This is a genomic window from Aeromonas fluvialis, from assembly GCF_000819885.1.
Taxonomy (GTDB): Bacteria; Pseudomonadota; Gammaproteobacteria; order Enterobacterales; family Aeromonadaceae; genus Aeromonas; species Aeromonas fluvialis.
The window spans coordinates 97,321-119,802 of record NZ_CDBO01000036.1 but is presented as its reverse complement, the minus strand read 5'-3'; the positions used below and the strand labels follow the sequence as shown (position 1 = coordinate 119,802).

The following is a 22,482-nucleotide window of genomic DNA, read 5'->3' as shown; positions in this document are numbered from 1 at the left end:
CTAATCATGGGTAATCAGGAAAGGTTTTGAAGCTGGCTCATCAATATTAGATAATGCAAGACCCCACATAGGTTCAAATTATGTATTATCTTTAGACTTACAAGATTTTTTCCCTAGCGTCTCAGCCAGAAAAGTATACGGGATTTTTTCTTCTGTCGGTTATAACAAAGAAATGTGTACATTACTCACCAACCTCTGTGTTTTTAACGGTGGTCTGCCACAAGGCGCACCGACCTCACCAAAGTTAGCTAACTTAGTATGTGCAAAACTTGACTCTAGAATAAATGGATATGCTGGCCCCAAAGGGATTACTTACACCAGATATGCTGATGACATTACAATGTCATCCAACACAGCAAAAAAAATAGAAAATGCAAAGTCTTTTTTAGGCACAATAATATCTGATGAAGGTTTTGTAATAAACAAGTCTAAAACCGTCATCTCTGGTGTAATAAAACAGAAGAAAGTTACTGGTTTGATCTTATCAGAAAACAACGTTGGCATAGGAAGATTAAAGTACAGGGATATTCGAGCTGAAATCCACCATCTATTCATAAAAAAACATAGCAACTATTCAAGAATAAATGGATTACTATCATTCGTTTACTCCGTAGATAAAAAAATGTATACCAGACTTTATACATACATATCCTATCTAAAAAACAAGTATCCGGATATAATTGATACCAGCTTACTAAACAAAGAAATTACAGCCCGTAGGTTCGAATAGCACAGCGTATTGGAATATTCGCGTCATCACCTCTATTTTCTCGCTTTCAGATATCTGTTCCAGAAAAGAGCGCTCAGAGATGAAACGTATTCTGATTATTGGCAACTCGGGATCGGGCAAGAGCTGGTTGGCGGCTCGATTGGCTGAGGTATTAACTATCCGCGAGGTCAATCTGGACACCATTGTCTGGCAACCGGGCGGCTTTAACCAAAAACGGCCCCAGCATGAGATTGACCATGCCATTCAAACACTTGCTCAAGAGCCATCATGGGTGGTCGAAGGGGTATTTGGTGCCCTGGCCGAGCAACTGCTTGATGCCGCTGATACCCTGCTTTTTCTGGATCTCGACTGGTCTGTATGCCGAGATTCACTGCTATCACGTGGATCACAAAGTTCCAAGCAACGGGATGCAGTGGCAGCGGAAACGAACTTTCAACAACTGCTGGTGTGGGCATCGGAATATGGGCTGCGAGCCGGCAAAAGCTCCCGCCAATTCCATCAAGAGCTGTTTGATCGATTCCCAAACGACAAGCACCGTTTCACGACTCGCACAGAGGTAAATAGCTATCTCACGCAACTGACCACTCATAGCTAACGGGGTAGAGGATGACGCAACAGGAGTTGGCGAAAATGGGGGGCGCTTCGGTAAATATCCAGCTGCTGGATGGCAAGCCCTGTATCAGAAAAAGCTGCGCATCGCCTGTCGAGCGCCATTTCTACCAACGCGCCGCACTGCATTTGAGCGGGCTCAACACTCCTTCCCTGCTCAAGGTCGAAGGGGAGACCCTGTTCCTTGAGCAGATCCCTCATCCGGTCACGCTCACGCAGCTGCACCACAACGAACAGACCTTTGCTCAGCTGGCCTGCCTGCATAACGCCAACTATCAGCCCGACTTTGCGGTGAAAACTCACGGCTGGTCGCTCGCCGACACCAACGAGGCGCTCTCTGTACTCTGCCTGCCGGAAGCGGTAAACGAGAAGATCCGCCATATCCAGCAAGTCGGCCACGAACTATTCGAGGAGTCATACCTGATTTCGGGAGATAGCAACGAGGGAAACTGGGGCACCCGCGACAATGGTGAGCTGGTGTTGTTTGACTGGGAGCGATTTGGTTATGGTAGTCCGGCCATCGATCTGGCCCCGCTGGTGCCGCGGATGGGTTCGCTGGCTGAATATGAAACCATCATTGAACGCTATCTGCGCCACAGTTCGCTGCTCTCTGGCGACCGGTTGCTCCGCCATCTCGTCATGGCCAAGTGCTGGCTGATTATTGAGGTCACCAATCTGCTGACCAGAAGAGAGAAGCCGCAGGCACAGCAATATCTGGAGTGGTATCGGCAACAAGTTCCCAACTGGCTGGGGTCGGTGGCGCATATCGTGTAATCCGCAGGTTCGAATAGCGCAGCGTATTCGAACGTTCGCGTTATCACCTCTATCTTTTCAGCCATCCCTCTCTTGCCACCACACTTTCTTCCCAAACAACACCCCTCTGCGCTCGCCCAGCCAATTCGATTGGCCTCCGCCATCAGGCGCATAAAAATCCTAATCCGCCCGGCGAAATGGCGACTTTTTGTGAGAAGGGTCACATCTGATGGCACCGTTTAACCACATATAAATCCAGACCCCGCTGATGATTAATTTATTGATATGGCGCATCACAAACCTAACGGCGAGCCTGACATAAATACATTTATCTGTTTTTAAAGAAAAAATTGATGGTCGGCTGAAAATGGCGAGTCCTGCCTGAAAACGGGATCTTCATCACATCGCGTTTTACTGCGCACAAAAATCCAGTGATTAGCACATTTGTCCGATAGGGAGGGGGCGGGCGAGCCGCGATAATGATCAGGTCATTTTTATCCAGTACGTCGATACGTACTCACGCATAGCTTCCGTCACCGGAAGCGGGGAGAGCGCTATGATCACCACCTTGATCAATGAACATCTGATCAACCTCGATTTGAGAGCGACGCGTAAGGAAGAGGTCTTCACCGAGATGGCCCGCCTGCTGGCGTCGCAAGGCAAGGTCAGCGACGAGCAGGCCTTTATCAAGGATCTGTGGGCCCGCGAAGAGCTGGGCAACACCGGCTTTGAAGAGGGCGTGGCCCTGCCCCACGCCAAGAGTGCGGCTGTGTGCAACCCGGCGGTCGCCATCGGCATCAGCCGCAACGGCATCGAGTACGGCGCCGAAGATGGCAAGCCGTCCCACATTTTCTTCATGATCGCCTCCCCCGATGGCGGCGCCAACCACCATATCGAAGTGCTGGCCGAGCTCTCCGGCAAGCTGATCGAAGAGGGCTTTATCGCCAAGCTGCTGGCGGCCAACACCCCGGCCGATGCGCTGGCGCTGCTGCTGGCCAAGAAAGAGGAGCAGAGCGAAGCCCCGACCACCAGCAAGGGCTTTATCATCGGTGTCACCGGCTGCCCGGCCGGTATCGCCCACACCTATCTGGCGGCCGAGTCGCTGGAGCGCGCCGCCCGCGAGCTGGGTTATGAGGTGAAGGTGGAGACCAACGGCTCCATCGGCGTCAAGAACAGCCCGACCGCAGACGAGATTGCCCACGCCAGCGCCATCGTGGTTGCCTGTGACAAGCAGGTGGACATGGTCCGCTTCGCTGGCAAGCCGCTCATCAAGACCGGCGTCAAGGCCCCCATCAAGGATGGCAAGGGGCTGATCGAGCAAGCGCTGAAAGCCCCCGCCTATGTGGCTGGCAAAGAAGATAAAAAGGGTGAAGAGAAGAGTGCAGGCGGCAGTTCCGATCTCTATCGCTACCTGATGAACGGGGTGTCCCACATGATCCCGTTCGTGGTGACCGGCGGTCTGTTGATTGCGCTGGCGCTGGCCATCGGCGGCAACCCGACCCCGAGCGGCATGCAGATCCCGGAAGGGAGCATGTGGAACCAGATCCTCAACGTGGGCGTCGCCGCCTTCACCCTGATGATCCCCATTCTGGCAGGCTACATCGCCTACGCCATCGGTGACCGTCCGGCACTGGCACCGGGCTTTATCGGCGGCTGGATCGCCAACAACGGCAGTTTCTACGGCGCTGATGCCGGTACCGGCTTTATCGGTGCCATCATCGCGGGCCTGCTGGTTGGTTATCTGGTGCGCTGGATTGCCACACGTCACTACCACAAGATGGTGCAACCGCTGGTGCCGATCCTGATCGCCCCCATCGTCGGGTCGCTGTTTATCGCTGCGGTATTCATCTTCATCATCGGCGCCCCCATTGCCGACATGATGACTGGTCTCAACGCCATGCTGCTCTCCATGAGCGGTGGCAGTCTGGTGCTGCTGGGTATCGTGCTAGGTGGTATGGCCGGCTTTGATATGGGCGGCCCGGTCAACAAGGTGGCGTTCCTGTTCTCGGTCGGCATGATTGCCTCCGGCCAGACCCAGTTTATGGGCGCCATGGCCTGCGCCATCCCGGCTGCGCCCCTTGGCATGTCGCTGGCTACCGTGCTCGGTCGCAAGCTGGGTATCTTCGATGCCTCTGAAATCGAAGCGGGCAAAGCCGCCGGTGCCATGGGGCTGGTGGGGATCTCCGAAGGGGCGATTCCGTTCGCCGCCCGTGACCCGCTGGCCGTGATCCCGGCCAACATTCTGGGCAGCATGACCGCTGCGGTGATGGCTTTCCTGTTTGGCATCACCAACAGCGTCGCCCACGGTGGCCCCATCGTGGCCCTGCTGGGTGCGGTCAACAAGCCGCTGCTGGCCCTGCTCTGCATGATCTGCGGTGCCATCGTCACCGGCGTGGTGGCGGTTGCCCTGAAAAAGCTGCGGGTCAAAAAGAGTGACGAGGTAACCCTGGCCAAGGCGGCCTGAGTGCCCCCTCGCCATGGCGGCTCGTAGAGCATAACAAGAGGCCACCCCACGGGGTGGCCTCTTGTTTTTGGGATGGCTGGCGGGCCTTTCCCAGGCTCCCTTCTGGCCTCTCCCCTCCTCAGCCCAGCACTCACACAGAGCGCCAAAGGGGCTGAAATGGCAGCAATCCGGCGTCAGCGGTGTGATGTTTCTCACGCTTTGTCCGCGAAAGCGCAAAAACTAGGAAAATTTCCTAGCCCCACTAGGGATGGCTCTCAAGCCATTTTTTGCCCCTCTTATTAGAGTCACCTCACCTGATGTCGTGACCCGCACCGCGACGGGCAACTTGCCCCGTCATCCCGTGCCGGGCCCGGGTTTATATGGATGGAGCGTCGAGCGCAGCAACCGCTGGCAGCCCCGACGTTCCGTTCCCCCTTCCGTGGCGTGACCTCTTACAACCTATCTACCAATGAGGGGCGCGGCGGAAATACCGTCTATCTCGCAGAGGATGAACGAAGATGTTGAAATTGCTCCAACAGGTCCGGGTCCCCACCCTCGACCTGCCGGTCGAAGCCCGGCGCAAGCTCTGGTTCAAGCCGTTTATGCAATCCTATCTGGTTGTATTTATTGGCTACCTGACCATGTATCTGATCCGCAAGAACTTCAACATTGCGCAAAATGACATGATCCAGGAGTACGGTCTCTCCATGACCGAGCTTGGCATGATCGGCCTTGGCTTCTCCATCACCTATGGGGTGGGCAAGACCGTTGTCTCCTACTATGCCGATGGCAAGAACACCAAGCAGTTCCTGCCGCTGATGCTGATCCTCTCCGCGCTCTGCATGCTGGGCTTCAGTGCCAGCATGGGCGGCACCGGGTTCAGCCTCTATTTCATGATTTTCTTCTACGCGGCCAGCGGTTTCTTCCAGAGCTGCGGCGGCTCCTGCAGCTACTCCACCATCACCAAGTGGACCCCGCGCAACAAGCGCGGCACCTATCTGGGTATGTGGAACCTCTCCCACAACGTGGGCGGTGCCGGTGCGGCCGGTGTGGCGCTGTTCGGTGCCAACTACCTGTTTGATGGCAACGTGCTCGGCATGTTTATCTTCCCGTCCATCATCGCGCTGATCGTCGGCTTTATCGGCCTGCGTTTTGGTAGCGATTCACCGGAAGCCTACGGTCTGGGCAAGGTGGAAGAGCTGTTTGACGAAGTGGCGAGCGAAGAGGACGTCGCCACCGAGGAGCAAAAGCTGACCAAGGGTCAGATCTTCGTTAAGTACGTGCTGCTCAACAAGGTGATCTGGCTGCTCTGCTTTGCCAACATCTTCCTCTACGTGGTGCGCATCGGTATCGACCAGTGGTCCACCGTTTACGCCCACCAGGAGCTCGGCTTCTCCAAGGAGATCGCTATTCAGGGCTTCACCTTCTTCGAAGTGGGCGCACTGGTCGGTACCCTGATGTGGGGTTACCTCTCCGATCTGGCCAATGGCCGTCGTGGTCTGGTGGCTTGCGTGGCGCTGGCGCTGATTATCGCGACTCTGGGTCTCTACCAGCATGCGACCACCCAGTTCATGTTCCTGGGCTCTCTGTTCCTGCTGGGCTTCCTGGTGTTTGGTCCGCAACTGCTGATCGGCGTCGCCGCCGTGGGCTTCGTCCCCAAGCAGGGCATCAGTGTGGCCGATGGCGTCAAGGGCACCTTCGCTTACCTGATTGGTGACAGCTTCGCCAAACTGGGTCTGGGCATGATCGCCGATGGTACCCCCATCTTCGGTCTGACCGGCTGGACCGGCACCTTCGCCGCCCTCGATATCGCCGCAGCCGCCTGTCTGGTGCTGATGGCCTGTGTCGCTTTGGCCGAAGAGCGCAAGATCCGCCGCATCAAGCGCGAACTGAAAGCCGCCGAGCTGGCTGCCCAGACCGCCTGATCCCCTCAAGATTATCGCTGAGTGTTCAGGGCCACCCAGAGGGGCGGCCCTTGTTGTTTGAGGAAACCCCACTCCCGTCTGGCCCATATCAACCTGCATAGCCGTTCAAGGGACGGGCATATCCCCATCACGATCCCACTTTTCATATGGACTTTTGGTAAAAGCCTCCCACTGGCGCTATCTTGTTGCTCCCCCTTGTCAGCATCACAGAGAGCAGATGAAGATCGTCGCCGTCACCGCTTGCCCGACCGGTATTGCCCATACCTATATGGCTGCCGATGCCCTGCAAAAAGCCGCCACTGCGCTGGGGCTCAAGATCAAGGTCGAGACTCAGGGCGCCATGGGCATGGAGAATATGCTGACCGCCCGCGATATTGCCAGCGCCGACCTGGTGCTGATTGCCTCCGATATCGAGATTGAGCAGAAAGAGCGCTTCCTCGGCTGTCCCATCCGTCAGGTGAGACTGGAAACCGTGCTACTGGATGCCAAGGCCGTGCTCAAAGCGCTGCCGCTCCCGGCCTGATGCTGACCCGCGAGATCACCTTCTACTGCCAGCAGGGGTTGAGCATCACCCAGGCCAAGCAGTTGAACCGGCTGGCGGGGATGTTCAAATCCACCATCCGCTGCGCTAACCTCACCCGGCGCCAGACCGTTGCCGCCAGCAATCCGCTCTCCCTGCTCACCCTCGCCATCCAGCCCGGTGACCTCTGCCAATTGCAGATTGAAGGGATCGATGCCGAGCTGGCCCATATGGCGTTTACCTGCTGGTGCGGCGAACTGGGTCAACCGCTGGTACGCCCGCGCACCGCCGCACTGGCCGAATTGCGACTGGCCAACGCCCTGCCCGACTACCACTTCGCCCTGCACCAGCTGGCCCACAGTCCAGCGCCGCTAAGCAAAGCCGAAGCCCTCGAGCATCTGATCGATCTGCTGCCCGCCGAGCTGGTCACCGACCGCGCCACACTGACCGCCGCGGTGGAACGGCGCGAGCAGGTCTCGGCCACCATCATCCGCCCCGGCCTTGCCATGCCCCATGTATTAAGCGAAGGGATCAGCCAGCCAGTGCTGACTCTGCTCAGTTGCAACACGCCTATCCAGTGGGGCTCTCAAATCGGGCCGGTGCAGACCATTATTCTGCTGGCGGTGCCGGTCGGCAGCGGACGGGAGACCCTGCGCCCCCTCACCCGACTGGCGCAGGCGATGATCGACGATGTGGTCAGCCACGCCCTGCTGTTGGCGGGCTCGCCCCCCGCCCGTCAGGCTATCGTCATCGAGAGCCTGCTGAGCTAGCCGAATTGGCTCTGGGCGCTTCTTGCTGTAACGCCAGCCATTCATCCCGCCCTCAGCCCCCTGTGGTACACTCGCTGCCATCGTCTGTCTGAAGTGTGTATCCGATGAAATCTCCCCGCCCCCGTCTCTCTGTCAGCCGTGCGCCGCGCGATAACGCCCCGCGCTCGGCGGCCAAACCAGCAGCCCCCCGCAAACCGGAGCTGGCCCCCGAGGATCGTAAGTTACTCCTGCTGAACAAGCCCTACATGGTGCTGTGCCAATTCACCGACGAGGCGGGCCGGGAGACCCTCAAGGATTACATCACCGAACCCGGCATCTACGCCGCAGGGCGGCTCGATCGCGACAGCGAGGGACTGCTGCTGCTCACCAACGATGGTAAGCTGCAGGCGCGCCTCACCCAGCCGGGGGAGAAGACCCCCAAGACCTACTGGGTGCAGGTGGAAGGGATCCCGAGCGAGGAGAAGCTGGCCGCCCTGCGCACCGGTGTCGAGCTCAACGACGGCATGACCCTGCCTGCCGGGGCGCGCATTATGGATGAACCTGCGGTGTGGCCGCGCAATCCGCCCATTCGCGAGCGCAAGGAGATCCCTACCTGCTGGCTGGAGATCAAGATAGTGGAGGGACGCAACCGGCAGGTACGGCGGATGACCGCCCATATCGGCCACCCCACCCTGCGCCTTATTCGCTACGCCATCGGTGACTGGACGTTAGATGGTTTGGCCCCCGGCGAGAGCCGCAGCCTGCCCGCCCCAGAACTGGCGCCGATCTCCACCCGCCGCCCGCGTCCATCATCAGCACGCGCAGGCGAACATGCCAAACCGACAGGGGATGCGCCACGACGCTCAAACCAACCGAAACGGGACGAGCGCACCCGCAGCACTCACTCAACCGAACGCGCAACCCTGAACCCGACCGGCAGCAAACCTCGCAGCAGCGGGCGCAGCACGATGCGCCGACCCGCCCGCACGAGCAATCCCACTAACAACGACAAGGAGTCATGATGAGCAATCAGGTAGGATCCTCGGCCACCAGCCATCCCCCCATGGAAGCGCGCCTGACGGTCGCCGCTCTGGTGCAGTGGCAGGGCCGCTTTCTGGTGGTGGAAGAGGAGATAAAAGACCAGCGCCGTTTCAACCAACCCGCCGGCCATGTGGAGCCGGGGGAGAACCTGCTTGAAGCGGCTTGCCGCGAGCTGAAAGAGGAGACGGGACTGACCGCCACGCCAACCGCCTGGCTCGGCACCTATCTGTTCAAACCGGCCGACAGCGAGGCCACCTATGTGCGCACCGCCATCATCTTCGACCTTGAAAAGGCGCCGGGTCAGCACCATCCAGAGGATCCTGACGGCGATGTGCTGGCTTGCCACTGGCTTACGCTGGAAGAAATAGCGGAATGCAAATCGGCCCTGAGAAGCCCCCTGGTATGGCAGTGCATTCAGGACTATCTGGCGGGTACCCGGCTGCCGCTCTCGGCCCTCAAGGCCTTTATTTGAGGCCATTTGACACTCTTTTCAGGTGGCACAGGCCAACAACAGAAAAACGATTTCCTGCTACAAGGTTCCTGATGGGAACGGCGGCATGGAGATGTGACCGGGGGCGCAAAACTCTGGTAGAATACGCCCCGTTTAAACGAACTGGTAACTTCGACTAATGACAGACAACAGCCAAATCAAGGTGATCGTCGGCATGTCCGGCGGCGTGGATTCTTCCGTCTCGGCCTACCTGCTCCAGCAGCAGGGCTATCAGGTCGAAGGCTTGTTCATGAAGAACTGGGAAGAAGACGACACGGACGAGTACTGCTCTGCCGCCCAGGATTTGGCTGATGCCAAGGCCGTTTGCGACAAGCTGGGGATCAAACTCCACACCATCAACTTCGCCGCAGAGTACTGGGACAATGTGTTCGAGCACTTCCTCGAAGAGTACAAGGCTGGCCGCACGCCGAACCCGGATATCCTGTGCAACAAGGAGATCAAGTTCAAGGCGTTCCTCGAATTTGCCGCCGAAGAGCTGGGTGCCCGCTACATCGCCACCGGCCACTATGTGCGCCGTGACGACAGCACCGGCCGCCCGCGCCTGCTGCGCGGTCTCGACACCAACAAGGATCAGAGCTACTTCCTCTATACCTTGAGCGAAGCTCAGGTGGGTCAGAGCCTGTTCCCGGTTGGCGATCTGGAGAAGCCGGAGGTGCGCCGCATCGCCGAGCAGCTCGATCTCATCACCGCCAAGAAGAAAGACTCCACCGGTATCTGCTTTATCGGTGAGCGCAAGTTCAAGGACTTCCTGGCCAAGTTCCTGCCCGCCCAGCCCGGCCCCATCGAGACCGTGGATGGCAAGGTGATCGGCGAGCATCAGGGCTTGATGTACCACACCCTGGGCCAGCGCAAGGGGCTCGGTATCGGCGGTCGCAAAGATGCCACCGAAGAGGCCTGGTATGTGGTCGACAAAGAGGTCGAGCGCAACGTGCTGGTCGTGGCGCAGGGCGAACATCCCCGCCTCTACTCCGATGGCCTGATCGCCAGCCAGCTGCACTGGGTGGATCGCACCCCAATCCGCGAGCCGCGCCGCTGCACCGTCAAGACCCGCTACCGCCAGCAGGATATCCCCTGCCTGATCCAGCCCATCGACGATGAGACCATCCGGGTCATCTTCGACGAGAAACAGGCTGCGGTGACCCCGGGTCAGTCCGCCGTCTTCTATGACGGGGAAGAGTGTCTGGGCGGTGGCATCATCGAACAGCGTTTCAGCCATCCGGTTTGAATCCTTAACAGAAGGCAGCAGACGTGAGCGATAAATTTCAAGACAGAACCATGGCCTTTGCCGGCATCTGCCAGGCCGCCTATCTGGTACAGAAGGTGGCCCGTGACGGCAACTGTGACGAGGCCGCCCTGCGCGAGAGCCTCTCCAGCGTGCTGGTGACCAATCCGAGCCAGCCCCTTGAGGTGTTCAACAATACCCATCTGGCCATTCGCGACGGCTACCGTGCGCTGGTCGAGCAGCTGGGTGCCGACGGCAGCCAGAAGAATGCCGAGCTGACCCGCTACGTGGTGAGCCTGATTGCACTGGAGCGCAAGCTGGCCAAGCGCAAGGACATTCTCAATATGCTGGGTGAGCGGATCAGCCAGATTGGCCGCCAGCAACAGCACTTCGATCTGCTCGACGAGCAGATTTTGGCCAACATGGCGAGCATCTACAGCGATCTTATCAGCCCCATCGGGCCGCGCATCCAGGTGGCGGGTACCCCGCTGTTCCTGCAGCAGCCGCTGGTGCAGCACAAGGTGCGCGCCCTGCTGCTGGCGGGCATTCGTGCCTGCGTGCTGTGGCGTCAGCTCGGTGGCAGCCGCACCCAGATCATCTTCGCTCGCAAGAAGATGGTTGAGCTGGCCAAACGTTACTAATCATCGGCTCGCGTGCGGGGCCACAGGATCAATAGCAAGGTGAACAGCCGATCTCCCTTGCCAACGACCGGGCCACTGCGTGAGTGAATACGGATCCCCCACACCAATCATCAGGAGTTCACCCCATGGAGCTGTCCGCGCTGACTGCTGTTTCCCCGATTGACGGTCGTTATGGCGACAAGGCCGATGCCCTGCGCCCTATCTTCTCCGAATTCGGCCTGCTGCGTTTTCGCGTCGAAGTCGAGGTGCGCTGGTTGCAAAAACTGGCCAGCCACGCCGGGATCCCGGAAGTCCCTGCCCTGAGCGTGGCCGCCAACGCCCTGCTCGACGGCATCGTCCTCAACTTCAACGAGAGTGACGCCGCCCTCATCAAACAGATCGAGCGCACCACCAACCATGATGTGAAAGCGGTGGAGTACTTCCTCAAAGATAAAGTCGAAGTGAACCCGGAGCTGGCGGCTGTCAGCGAGTTCATCCACTTCGCCTGCACCTCGGAAGACATCAACAACAACTCCCACGGGCTGATGCTGAAAACCGCCCGCGAAGAGGTCATCAAGCCTTATTGCGAGAAGCTGATCAGCGAGCTCAAGCGTCTGGCCCATGAGTACCGTGACATGCCGCTGCTGTCGCGCACCCACGGTCAGCCTGCCACCCCGAGCACCATGGGCAAGGAGATGGCCAACGTCGCCTACCGTCTGGAGCGCCAGTACAAGCAGATCATGGCGGTGGAGATCCTCGGCAAGATCAACGGTGCCGTGGGGAACTACAACGCCCACCTCAGCGCTTACCCGGATGTGGACTGGCACCAGTTCTCCGAGGAGTTCGTGACCTCCTTGGGGCTGACCTGGAACCCCTACACCACCCAGATCGAGCCGCACGACTACATCGCCGAGCTGTTCGATGCCATGGCTCGCTTTAACACCATCCTGATCGATTTCGACCGCGATGTGTGGGGTTACATCTCCCTGGGTCACTTCAAGCAGCGCACCATCGCGGGCGAGATCGGCTCCTCCACTATGCCGCACAAGGTCAACCCCATCGACTTCGAGAACTCCGAAGGCAATCTGGGTCTGGCCAACGCCGTGTTCCAGCATCTGGCAAGCAAGTTGCCCATCTCCCGCTGGCAGCGTGATCTGACCGACTCGACCGTACTGCGCAACCTGGGTGTGGCGGTGGGTTACTCCCTGATTGCCTATCAGGCGACCCTCAAGGGGATCTCCAAGCTGGAAGCCAACGACGCCGCCATGGCCGCCGATCTGGATGCCAACTGGGAAGTGCTGGCCGAGCCGATCCAGACCGTGATGCGCCGCTACGGTATCGAGAAGCCCTACGAGAAGCTCAAAGAGCTGACCCGTGGTCGCCGCGTCGATGCCGAAGGGATGCGTACCTTTATCGACACGCTCGAACTGCCCGAGGAGGTCAAGGTTGAGCTGAAGAAGCTGACTCCGGCCAACTATATCGGCGACGCCCAGCGTCTGGTCGATCTGCTGAAATAAGCAGATAACCAATGAACAGGGGCCCTGTGCACGATACGCCACAGGGCCCCTGTTATTTTCCCAGCCACGGCAGGATCCCGAGTGGCCTTGCCCAAGCCCGCCTTGGGCAAGCCCTCTCTCACAAGATACGAGAAGCACCATGTACCAACTCAATCTGGATATCGCTCACTTCCTCGAGCACTACTGGCAGAAGCGCCCGCTCCTTATCAAGGGCGGCTTCACCGACTTTCAGGATCCCATCAGCCCGGACGAGCTGGCGGGTCTGGCCATGGAAGAGGTGATAGAGTCCCGCCTCGTCACCCGTTTCGACGGCAAGTGGGAGGCAGCCCACGGTCCCTTCGAATCCTACGACCATCTGGGCGAAGAGAACTGGACCATTCTGGTACAGGCTTGCAACCACTGGGCTCCCGAGGTGAACGAGCTGGCGCTGCCGTTCCAGTTCATCCCGGGCTGGCGTTTTGACGATGTGATGGTGAGCTTCTCCACCCCCCATGCGGGTGTCGGCCCCCACATCGACAACTACGATGTGTTCATCACCCAGGGTCTTGGCAAGCGCCACTGGCGTGTCGGCGATGCCACGCCGCGCCACGAGTTCGCCGCCCATGCCGCCCTGCTGCACTGCGAGCCGTTCGAGGCGATCATCGACGTCATCATGGAACCGGGCGACATCCTCTACATTCCGCCCGGATTCCCCCACGAGGGCTATGCCATCGAGCCCTCCATGAACTTCTCGGTGGGCTTCCGCGCGCCGGATGCCAAAGCGCTTATCTCCTCCTTTGCCGACCATCTGATCGACAACGAGGTGCGCACCGAGCGTTACGGCGATGCCGACCTCAAGCCCTGTGCCCGTCACGGCGAGATCCAGCCCCACGAGCTGCACCGCCTGCGCGAGCTGATGCAGCAGGCGCTCGATGATGAGACCCTGTTCAAGGAGTGGTTCGGCACCATGATCTCCGAGGCCAAGCACGATCTGGATGTCAACCCGGTCGAGCCGGACTACAGCGCCGAAGAAGTGGCTGACCTGCTGACCCAGGGCGAGCCCGCCATCAAGGTGCCGGGCCTGCGTAGCGTCTGGTTCAGTGGCGAGAGCCAGCAGTGCTATATCGATGGCGAAGCCTGGACCCTGCAAAGTATCGATCCCACCGCCATTTCGCTGCTGTGCGACAAGGACATCATCACTCAGGCCGACATGGTGGAGCTGGCCGATCAGGCCGGCTTCCTGCAACTGCTGACCCGTCTGGTCAACCGCGGTTACTGGTTCTTCAACTGATCCGGCGGTAACAAAGGGCGCCCTTGGCTCTCATGCTAGTCAACTGCTAGTCAACCAAGAAAATGTGAGTCCCAACCCGCGAGTGATAAGAGTTAAAGAGGGAGGCATGATGCCTCCCTCTTTTTATTGCAAGCCAATCAAGGCAAGGGTTGGAGCCAGATTGATCCTTTAACCATGACGCCGATCTCGGTTGATTAATGGCGTCAACCGCTTAGCGTACTGCTTCTTTCGCCGAATGGAGCGCCAACAGAGTGGATGGCGTCGTGCGGCCATAGTCGTGTGTTCTGCCCTCAAACAGCAGCCTCTGCTGATACCAGGTAGACGACCAGGTGAAATCACGCTGTTTGAGCGCCTCGGCATCGCATGGCAACGGCTTGCGTAGAGGCAGATCTTGCTTCCAGTTAAAGCAAGTTACCTTGTTCGGGGTGCTCATCGGGAATTCAATGACCTTGTCTCCATAGACCCGGCCCAAAGCACCGCTGGTGGCATAGATGCCTCCTTGTGGTGGTTCATGGAGCAGTGAGTGCCCGGTAAACCAAGGCGCTTTGCCACCAAGTAAATCGAGGATGGTCGGGGCGATATCTTGTTGGGCACCGATGCCAGGTTGATGGCGTGGTGCGATGGAGCCATCCGTTGCGAAGACCACGAAAGGAAGCCAATAGCGCCCCATATTGCCACTGCGCTCGCCAGAAGTGTGATCCGCCGTGATCACGAACAGCGTCGGGCCTAAATTTGCTTTTTTATACTCCTCGATAAAGTGACCAAGCGCCTTGTCGGCATAGTGCATCACGCTCATTTTACGTTGGCTGCGACTGTCGTGACCAAATGTCCAAGGCTCACCAGCGGGGAGCTTATCATCGTGAGTCGTGGTGTTGTTAACCATGTAGAAAAAGGGGCCCCGCTCTTCTTTAGCCTTACTGAGGACAAAGCGATAGAGGTCAGGATCCTGATAACCCCACCCATTTTGTTCGACCTCCGGGGCTGGCATTTCCAGTTTTCCGTAGGACGATTGTGCGCCAAGCTGTTGGACAAACTGTCCGGTTATCCCTTTATGCATGCCCTGGAAAATAGCGGTATGCCAACCGGCATCACTCAACAGCTTGGGAAGACATTCATAGCGGCGCTCTTGCAATAGGGTGTTGGGAATAGCCGATTCCAGCGGATTTTGATAGGAGCACAGCGTAGCAAAGAAGCCTTCAACCGTACGACGGCCACCTGAAATCAATCCGTCAGTACGAACCCCCTCCCCCTGGAGTGCATCCAGATTGGGAGTGATGACAGGAGACTCGGGGTTGTAACTGCGCATCATCTCGGCAGGCCAGCTTTCCAGCAGGAGCAGGACGATGTTCATCTTGCGCTGAGGCGGTTGGTAGTTCGCCGCATCATCAAACGCGCCCAATTGTGCCAATTGTGGCGAACTCGGCATTGGCAGTTGCAGATAGAGCGGCGTGCTCTTTGATTTCTTGTCTACCGCGATGGAGCTCATCAGCATGGCATAGGCCGGGTTCAGGGCGAGCAATGCCTGGTTGGGGTTGCCGATAGCATAGGCGCGATCGGGCTTCATCGGTGGTTCACTCAGTGAACCGCGAACACCGAGTACAGCGATAGCAAGCACCAATAACAGCGGCAGTTCGGTATTTTTCACGGTGATGCGCTGAGGCAGCTGCGACTGGCGGCGACACACGATGGCGCTGACGATCATCCCTACCAATAAGATGAACATCGGCAGCGGATACTGTTCAAATGCCGTGGTCAACAGGCTGCCAGCCTCACGGGTTAGCTCCCCCAATTCATAGCCGACATGGCGTCCTGAGTTATCGAAATACATCAGGTCGCCAAGATGCATACCCGCCAATGCGATGGCAGGTACCCACCACCAAAGCCAAGAGAGGCGACGTAACCCGCAGCGAACGGCTAACCAGCAAGCCAGTGCTATCGGTGCCCAAAGCAAGGCTGCCGCAGCCAGATCAAAGCGAAAGCCCCACAGTAGGGCTTCAAGCTGCTGCGCCATCGTCAGCATGCTAAAACTGTCTGGAGACCAGAACAGTAACAGGGATTTTAGTGACAGCGCGAGTAGCGCAAGCAGTGCCAAGCCAAGTAGCTGAAAGCGAGCAAACATGATTAATCCTGAGTGTTAACCTATCATCGGGTGATACTTTGTTGTCGTGTAAAGAGTGGCTGCGTATTGGGTGTAAATACCTCGGTGTCACTAGGGCTGTCGTCATAAGATAGAGGCCCATAAATACGCGCAACGGCAACGGTAATAACGCGACCTCTAATGGTTTTTTCGTGACGAACATGGCCAATCGAACAACTTGTCAGCCAGTGAGTGGCCCCAGCAAAAAGCCCCCCTCCGTAAAAAGGAGGAGGGCTTTTGTCACCAGAAGCCCTCATCGACGAGAGCTTTGTGCTACTCACACGTAGTGTGGTGCTCTGATGCCACCTCATCAGGCTGTTGATCAAACAGGGGGTGATAGAGTACCTCGCCCTGCACACCCGCAAAACCGCGCTCCTGCAGCTCCATCGCCATAAAGCAGTCGGCAGGTACCTCATAGATGCAGTGCAGGCCAAACTCGCTGGCCGGGCGGAAACCGAAACGGCTGTAATAGGCCGGATCCCCGAGTACCACCACCCCTTTCCAGTCCATCTCGAGCGCCGTATCAAGCCCTTCACGGACAAGATCCGAACCGACCCCCTGGCCTTGCCAGTCGGGATGAACCGCGACCGGCGCCAGACCGAGCCAGGGCCCTTCCATGCCGTTAATGGTGATCGGGCTTAGCATCAGGTGCCCCATGAACTCGTACTCTTCCTCTTCGACCATGGTCACCACAGCAGCGCCACATTCGCGCAGGCGGTTGACCAGTTCGGCCTCATCGGAACGACCGAAGGCGGCACTCAGCAGCTCATAAACCGGCAGCATGTCACCGGGGCGCTCGGTTCTCAACATCAGGTATTACTCCTCGTACAGCAGTGGCGGCATTATTCCACACAACGGCTGCTCACTCTGAGTACCTTTGTCCAAAAATGGGAGGGTGCACTCAGGAAAACGCGCTGCAAACTGCAGTTGCAAGGCGTTTAGCGTCGCTGGGGTGACCCTGTTCATCGCCTCGCGGTAGGCCAGCCAGAGGGAGGGTGCCTCCCGCGCCAACCGCTCGAAGGTCAATTCGGGCGCTTGATGCCAACAGCCATCCAGCTCGTCGACCAGCTCCGGCAGCTCCACCAGCAGCCGTAACTGCTGATAACGTATCTGCGGCGACTCATCCTGGTCACCCAGCGCCTGCGCCATCAATTGGTTGAACCAGTGGAGCCGTGATACACGCTCCTCACGGCTGAGCAGATCGGGCCCCTGACGCTGCAGCGCGGCCAGTTGCAGCAGCCACGCCAGCCCCTGTTCATCCCTGTCTTTCAGCAAGACGCCACCAAGATGGGACATCTGCTCCGGATCGGCCTGCTCCAGCAGATCGACGGGGTAACAGTGCAGCGCCAGCAAACGCTCAAGATGCGGCGGGCAGCGCGGAGAGCAAGACTCCTCCCCCGCGACCCTCTCATCCACAAAGAGCGAGATAGCCAGCTTGCCGTTGGCACTCTGCCGATTGGTCGTGGCGGGATCCCACAGGATCACCACGGCGATCCGCTCATCTGCCAGCCAGCGGGTAATTTCCTCGGGCAAGGGATTGAGTAAGGAGGGAGCGCGATCCAGCCGCCAGTAGCTCACCTCGCACGGCTGGCGACCACTGATATGGCGCTGACCGCGATAGTGCATCCCCACTTTTGCCATCACCCGGCCGGAGGCGAGATTGTCCGGCATATGGCGAGCCGTCAGCGCAGGCAGTTGCAGTTGGTCAAAGGCGAACCCCTTGACCAAGTGTGCGGCCCGGGTGGCCAGACCGCGATTCTGCCAGGGCACGCCCACCCACCAGGCCAGCTCGCCGTTCCAGTGCAGGGAGATCACCCCGACCAGCGCCGTCCCGTGCGCCTCTGGCAAAGTGATGGCCCAGCTCCAGCCAAGCCCAAGCGCTGCCTTGCGCCAGCTGAGGGCCAGCCAGTCGCGGGCCCCCTCCGGCGGATAGGGGTGAGGAATATTGAGGGTGTAGCGGGCCAGCGCCTCGTCGCTGCAATAGCGCACTATCTCGCGGTCATCGGCCGCCTGCAGTGGTCGCAGCACGACACCTGATAGCGGATGCCCCTCAACCAGGGTCGGCACCGTCACGCGGCGCGCCAGCAGGCGATTGAGCACGGCGCCCAAATCAGCCTCGGGGGTGAGTGGCAAATCAGCCCCCACCGGCCCCAGGGTGAGCAGCCCTTGCTCCCTGGCGAGGGTCAGCAGCGAGGTGGAGGCACTGATCAGGATCTGGCGGCTGGGATCAACATGAAAATCCGCCAGCAGATCCCCATCGAGCCAGGCAGCCAGCAGGGCCCCCGGGCAGAGCACTCCGTCAGGAGGACTGCTCGCCCAGGGTGCATCGGTTTGATCGAGGGCGGCCGCCGCCTCTTTGCCCAGCAGCAGCTGCCAGCGATGACCTTGCTGCTGCCAGTGCAGCAACAGCGCAGCCCACTGCGGTTGCCACAGACTGGCCTCGATCAGCAGTTCCATCAGCTGGCCTGACAGGCCGCTGGCAGCGTCAGATGGCGGGGATGGGCTTCGATACGGGCGATCCAGCTACGGATAGCGGGCCACCCCTGCAGGGAGAAGATCCCCTCCTCTGCCACATGGGTATAGGCATAAAGGGCGATATCGGCGATGGTAGGCGCATCACCGCACAGGTAGGGGCTCTGTTTCAGCTGCTGCTCCATTACCGCCAGCGCCTTCTCGCCACCGGCTTTCAGACCGTCGAGCCGCGCCTCCTGCGACTCGGGTCGGCCGAGATAGTGAACGATAAAACGGGCCACCGCGATGTATGGCTCATGGCTGTACTGCTCGAAGAACATCCATTTGAGCACCTCGGCCTGCTTGCGCGGATCGGTTGGCCACAATGCGCTGCCTTGCGCCAGATAGAAGAGGATGGCATTGGATTCCGCCAGCGTATCGCCCTGGCCAATCTCCAGCACCGGGATCTTGCCGTTGGGGTTCATAGCCAAAAATGCGGGGGTACGGGTATCCCCCGCCTGAATATCCACCGCTACCCACTCAAGGGGCAGCGCCAGCCAGCGGGCCAACAGCCACACCTTGTAACAGTTGCCGGAACGCAGATCACCATACAGACGCATACACACTCCTTGTGAAAACAGATTTGAACAGCGCGATCAGGGGGCCAGACGCTCGATATGCCAGCCATCCCCTTCGCGGGTGTAGTAGAAGCGGTCATGCAGCCGGTGCTCGCCCCCCTGCCAGAACTCCACCGTCTCGATCACCACCCGGAATCCGCCCCAGAAGCTCGGCAGCGGCACCTCGCCATTGGCAAACTTCTGCTTGAGCTCGAGGAACTTGGCCTCCAGCACGCCGCGGGCCGAGATGCGGGTCGACTGCTGGGAGACCCAGGCAGCGATCTGGCTATCCTTGGGACGGCTGTGGAAATACTTCATCACCTCGAAGGTGCTCATCTTCTCCACCCGGCCGGTCACATGAACCTGTCTGTCCAGCGTGTGCCAGGGGAAGAGCAGGCTGATACGGGGGTTGCCTTCCAGCTGCTGCGCCTTGCGGCTGCCCATGTTGGTGTAAAAGACCATCCCCTGGGCATCGTAATGCTTGAGCAGCACGGTGCGCTGCCAGGGCTGACCATCAGCATCGACGGTCGCCACTACCATGGCGGTGGGATCGGTCAGTTTGGCCTCACAAGCCTGCGCCAACCACTTCTCGAACAGTGCCAGCGGCTCGGCCGGCAGATCGGCCCGGTGCAGCCCGCCACGGGAGTATTCACGGCGCAGATCAGCAACATCCATCATCTTGATTTTCCTTCAAATAAATGATGGTTCCACGACCATCAAGAGAGTGACGCAGGCATTGTGCTCCGCTCATCTGCCAGTGACAAGCCATAACGCAGCGGGGAGGCTGTTGCCTCCCCGCTGTTGATTCACGACATGGTCATCACTGGTTAGAAACGCTTAATTTCAATGGGCAGTGAGTCACCATGCGCCGGTTATATTCACTGGCATAGCTGCTCAGTTTGGCGTGTGTTTCGTGCTGGCCGGGCCTGATAACATCTCCCAGCCCATCCAGATAACGCACCCCACAGCGCCCCTTGGCCTCCGCCTGCTGTTCAGCGGTAATACCGGGGGCGAACTCTCCCCGCCCGGCTATCACGATGAGACGGTAATCCTGCTTGGCAAGATTCGCACTCAGCGCCTGCTCCAGCGTGCTGGCATCAGCCTGACAACCGCCCAGCATGGCAAGCAGCAACAGAGGGACTCCCCTCATGTGCGCCTCCGTTGCCAGCCGAGCAGCGCCAGTGCCAGGGTCCACAATCCAAGCGACCCGCCGCCGCCACCGCCACCACCTGAAGTCGAGCCAGCTTGTGCCAGAGGCAACTTGAGGGGACTGATGGCAAAGAAGATGTTGTCACTGCAAGCGACTTTCAGCCTGACGCTGCTGGTGAGGTTGCCCGGCAGGGTCACGGTAGCCGATCCGCTGTTGGACTGGCTGGAGGCCAGGGGCGCCCAGCTTGCCCCCTCGTCCTGGGTCACAGATATATCCACCTTGCTGCAACTGATAGGGGCTACCGTGGTGCCCGCCACGTCCCATGTCAGTGACTGACTGCCCCCCGGCGTGAGGGTGACCCCGGAAATTGGGCTGGTGATGCGAAATGCCGTGCCGGTATTGACCACCTGCACCTTCATGTCGTCGCTGGCAACGCCCCCTTTGCCATCGCGTACCGTGAGCCGGAAGTTGAGATCCCGATTGGTGGTCGGCCAAGCCTCTCCCTTGGCGAGGGTACCCGAGAACAGAGATGGCAGGCTGGGCAGGATCCGCTCGGGTGAACTGGTGGGTGACACAAAACGAAACAGTGGCCGGGTGCCATCATCAACCATGGTGGCGATACTGCTCGATTCGTTACCCAGATCGATCTGCTCCCAGTTGTAGAGCAGAGGATCACCATCCAGATCGCCACCCGCGCCTTTCAACATAAAGGCCGTATTGGCAGGGATCACATAGTCCCCCCCTGCTGCTGCCTGAGGCGCATTATTGCTCAACGCGAGCGTGGTTCCGCAAGCCGATACACTCGCCATGTGAGCCCGCATCTGCTCGATGGATTTGCTGTGAAAATAGGGATCACTGTGCGGCTGGATATTCTCCTCTCCGCAGATGCCCGCATAGGCCATGATGGAGCTGCCACTGCCCGGCTCCCAGGCTTGATCCGCAGTCCGGTTACCCGCCCCACAATTGCCGGTCGTGCCGTTGAAGGTATGTTCAGCCCCGAACTGGTGGCCGATCTCATGGGCCACATAGTCGATAAAGAAGGCATCACCTACAGGCTCTGTTGAACCCGTCATGCCAGATGACTTGGCACCATAGGCGTAATAGGGCGGCATGGCATCGACACATAACCCCCCCAAACTCGCCACCCCCCCCTCACTGGTATTAAGGACATGACCGATATCAAATACCCCCAGATCTCCGTCAGCCAGCGCCTGCGCCTGCACATCGACGTTGCGATCAGCATCCGCATTAGTGTTATCAAACGGATCGCTGGCTGGATCAGTAAAGACCAGATTGTCATTGCCACTGGCCAATACAAACTCAGCCCCCACATCCTGTTGATAGACCTGATTCACCCGGTTGAGCAGGGTCGCGATGGCCGCCATGGTCAGCACCCTGGAGCCTCCGTGGTATTGGGTGTATTCCCCCGTCGCCGACATGGCTATGGTGTAGCGTTTGCGCACATTGCCATCCACCTGCACCCTTTGCAGCAACGCCCTGTTGGCGCCATGACCGAGCACCTTGTCCGCCTCATCGTTCAGGCGACTATGGGCATCCTGTTGGTAATAGACGGCATAGCCTTCCGCGTTGCGCAGCGGATCGACAAATACCAGCTTGCCCTGATGGCTGAACATGGCATGGAAACCTTGCGGTCCCAGATCGAAGCGCCCCGTCTCGACCGGTTGCGCCGGGTTGTACCCTTTGAAGGTGCGGATCTGCGGGTACTTGGCGGCAAGATCTGCAGGCAGCAGGTCATAAGCCTCCAGCGTAAAAGTCACCTCGCCCCCATCAGGCAGCGGCAGGGCCAGCTCACTCGCCCCCGCTTCCAGCCCGGCAAAATAGTCCAGCGGCACCTTGGCCACCCGAAACTGATGGGCACGCACCTCATAACCTTCATCCGCGGTCGCCCTGGCCGCAACCGTGCGCCACTCGCTGGCCATCAAACCGGTTGACCCCAACACACCGGCCACCAACAGGGCCAACGAACGATTACTGGTCACCTGCATCTTTGTCATCCTTGTAGTCATGCACTGTTTTGAACCATTTCCGGCTGCATTATCCCGTCGTATCAATAAGCCCGGCGCCATCGTTTCAGTCACTCATCCCATGGGGATGTATTGCACCAACTCCGTCTAACCCCTATCATTGCGCGGATTTGTCATTTTTAGAACAGCTCCTCTTCAAAGGTGCGGTTCATTTCTATCTGGCCAAGGTTAA

The 22,482-nt window shown here is 58.8% G+C and carries 20 protein-coding genes; 13 read left to right on the top strand and 7 right to left on the bottom strand.

What is annotated here, in order from left to right; genetic code table 11:
* Positions 1-13: 13 nt before the first annotated feature.
* The 13 genes from BN1125_RS18535 to BN1125_RS08230 all read left to right on the top strand — a co-directional run bounded on the left by BN1125_RS18535 (position 14) and on the right by BN1125_RS08230 (position 13,910).
* Positions 14-730, top strand: a complete 717-nt coding sequence (locus tag BN1125_RS18535; RefSeq protein WP_084202283.1) for a reverse transcriptase domain-containing protein — start codon at positions 14-16, stop codon at positions 728-730.
* Positions 731-809: 79 nt separating this feature from the next.
* Positions 810-1,325, top strand: a complete 516-nt coding sequence (locus BN1125_RS08285; RefSeq protein ID WP_042011716.1) for a P-loop NTPase family protein — start codon at positions 810-812, stop codon at positions 1,323-1,325.
* An 11-nt stretch (positions 1,326-1,336) separates the two neighbouring features.
* Positions 1,337-2,113, top strand: coding sequence for a phosphotransferase family protein (locus BN1125_RS08280; RefSeq protein ID WP_042011713.1), 777 nt, complete (start codon positions 1,337-1,339; stop codon positions 2,111-2,113).
* 535 nt (positions 2,114-2,648) lie between these two features.
* Complete coding sequence (locus tag BN1125_RS08275) at positions 2,649-4,556, top strand: PTS fructose transporter subunit IIABC (protein ID WP_042011710.1); 1,908 nt, start codon at positions 2,649-2,651, stop codon at positions 4,554-4,556.
* A gap of 497 nt (positions 4,557-5,053) precedes the next feature.
* Positions 5,054-6,460, top strand: coding sequence for a hexose-6-phosphate:phosphate antiporter (gene uhpT / locus BN1125_RS08270; protein WP_042011709.1), 1,407 nt, complete (start codon positions 5,054-5,056; stop codon positions 6,458-6,460).
* 217 nt (positions 6,461-6,677) lie between these two features.
* Positions 6,678-6,983 carry a PTS fructose transporter subunit IIB gene (locus tag BN1125_RS08265; protein WP_042011708.1) on the top strand — a complete coding sequence of 102 codons (306 nt, stop codon included), beginning with the start codon at positions 6,678-6,680 and terminating at the stop codon, positions 6,981-6,983.
* Positions 6,983-7,750 (top strand): PTS sugar transporter subunit IIA, encoded by a 768-nt coding sequence (locus tag BN1125_RS08260; RefSeq protein WP_042011705.1) that lies wholly within the window; start codon positions 6,983-6,985, stop codon positions 7,748-7,750. Before BN1125_RS08265 ends, BN1125_RS08260 begins: the two co-directional genes overlap by 1 nt.
* Positions 7,751-7,854: 104 nt before the next feature.
* On the top strand, positions 7,855-8,751 hold the full coding sequence (gene rluE, locus BN1125_RS08255) for a 23S rRNA pseudouridine(2457) synthase RluE (RefSeq protein WP_042011704.1): 897 nt from the start codon (positions 7,855-7,857) through the stop codon (positions 8,749-8,751).
* Complete coding sequence (locus BN1125_RS08250; protein ID WP_042011700.1) at positions 8,751-9,242, top strand: NUDIX hydrolase; 492 nt, start codon at positions 8,751-8,753, stop codon at positions 9,240-9,242. The genes rluE and BN1125_RS08250 overlap by 1 nt, the downstream gene beginning before the upstream one ends.
* 157 nt (positions 9,243-9,399) lie before the next feature.
* Positions 9,400-10,506: a tRNA 2-thiouridine(34) synthase MnmA gene (gene mnmA / locus BN1125_RS08245; RefSeq protein ID WP_042011699.1), complete on the top strand. Its 1,107-nt coding sequence runs from the start codon at positions 9,400-9,402 to the stop codon at positions 10,504-10,506.
* A 23-nt stretch (positions 10,507-10,529) separates the two neighbouring features.
* The gene (gene hflD, locus BN1125_RS08240) at positions 10,530-11,144 is read left to right on the top strand and encodes a high frequency lysogenization protein HflD (RefSeq protein WP_042011698.1); all 615 of its coding nucleotides are present in this window, start codon (positions 10,530-10,532) and stop codon (positions 11,142-11,144) included.
* Between the two features lie 125 nt (positions 11,145-11,269).
* Entirely contained in the window at positions 11,270-12,640 is a 1,371-nt protein-coding gene (gene purB / locus BN1125_RS08235; protein ID WP_042011696.1) for an adenylosuccinate lyase, read from the top strand.
* A 139-nt stretch (positions 12,641-12,779) separates the two neighbouring features.
* A complete protein-coding gene (locus tag BN1125_RS08230; RefSeq protein ID WP_042011695.1) occupies positions 12,780-13,910 on the top strand; it encodes a ribosomal protein uL16 3-hydroxylase in 1,131 nt (376 codons plus the stop codon).
* A gap of 211 nt (positions 13,911-14,121) precedes the next feature.
* Here BN1125_RS08230 and BN1125_RS08225 read toward each other — a convergent pair whose 3' ends face one another.
* The 7 genes from BN1125_RS08225 to BN1125_RS08195 form a co-directional block, all read right to left on the bottom strand.
* Positions 14,122-16,029: an LTA synthase family protein gene (locus BN1125_RS08225; protein WP_042011694.1), complete on the bottom strand. Its 1,908-nt coding sequence runs from the start codon at positions 16,027-16,029 to the stop codon at positions 14,122-14,124.
* A 291-nt stretch (positions 16,030-16,320) separates the two neighbouring features.
* Positions 16,321-16,857, bottom strand: a complete 537-nt coding sequence (locus BN1125_RS08220; protein WP_042011693.1) for a GNAT family N-acetyltransferase — start codon at positions 16,855-16,857, stop codon at positions 16,321-16,323.
* Between the two features lie 6 nt (positions 16,858-16,863).
* Complete coding sequence (locus BN1125_RS08215; RefSeq protein WP_042011691.1) at positions 16,864-18,504, bottom strand: GNAT family N-acetyltransferase; 1,641 nt, start codon at positions 18,502-18,504, stop codon at positions 16,864-16,866.
* Positions 18,504-19,118 carry a glutathione S-transferase family protein gene (locus tag BN1125_RS08210; RefSeq protein WP_042011690.1) on the bottom strand — a complete coding sequence of 205 codons (615 nt, stop codon included), beginning with the start codon at positions 19,116-19,118 and terminating at the stop codon, positions 18,504-18,506. Before BN1125_RS08210 ends, BN1125_RS08215 begins: the two co-directional genes overlap by 1 nt.
* A 36-nt stretch (positions 19,119-19,154) precedes the next feature.
* Positions 19,155-19,793: a pyridoxamine 5'-phosphate oxidase gene (pdxH, locus tag BN1125_RS08205; RefSeq protein ID WP_042011689.1), complete on the bottom strand. Its 639-nt coding sequence runs from the start codon at positions 19,791-19,793 to the stop codon at positions 19,155-19,157.
* A gap of 142 nt (positions 19,794-19,935) precedes the next feature.
* Positions 19,936-20,265 (bottom strand): hypothetical protein, encoded by a 330-nt coding sequence (locus BN1125_RS08200; RefSeq protein WP_042011688.1) that lies wholly within the window; start codon positions 20,263-20,265, stop codon positions 19,936-19,938.
* Complete coding sequence (locus BN1125_RS08195; RefSeq protein WP_042011686.1) at positions 20,262-22,271, bottom strand: reprolysin-like metallopeptidase; 2,010 nt, start codon at positions 22,269-22,271, stop codon at positions 20,262-20,264. The genes BN1125_RS08200 and BN1125_RS08195 overlap by 4 nt, the downstream gene beginning before the upstream one ends.
* Positions 22,272-22,482: the final 211 nt, after the last annotated feature.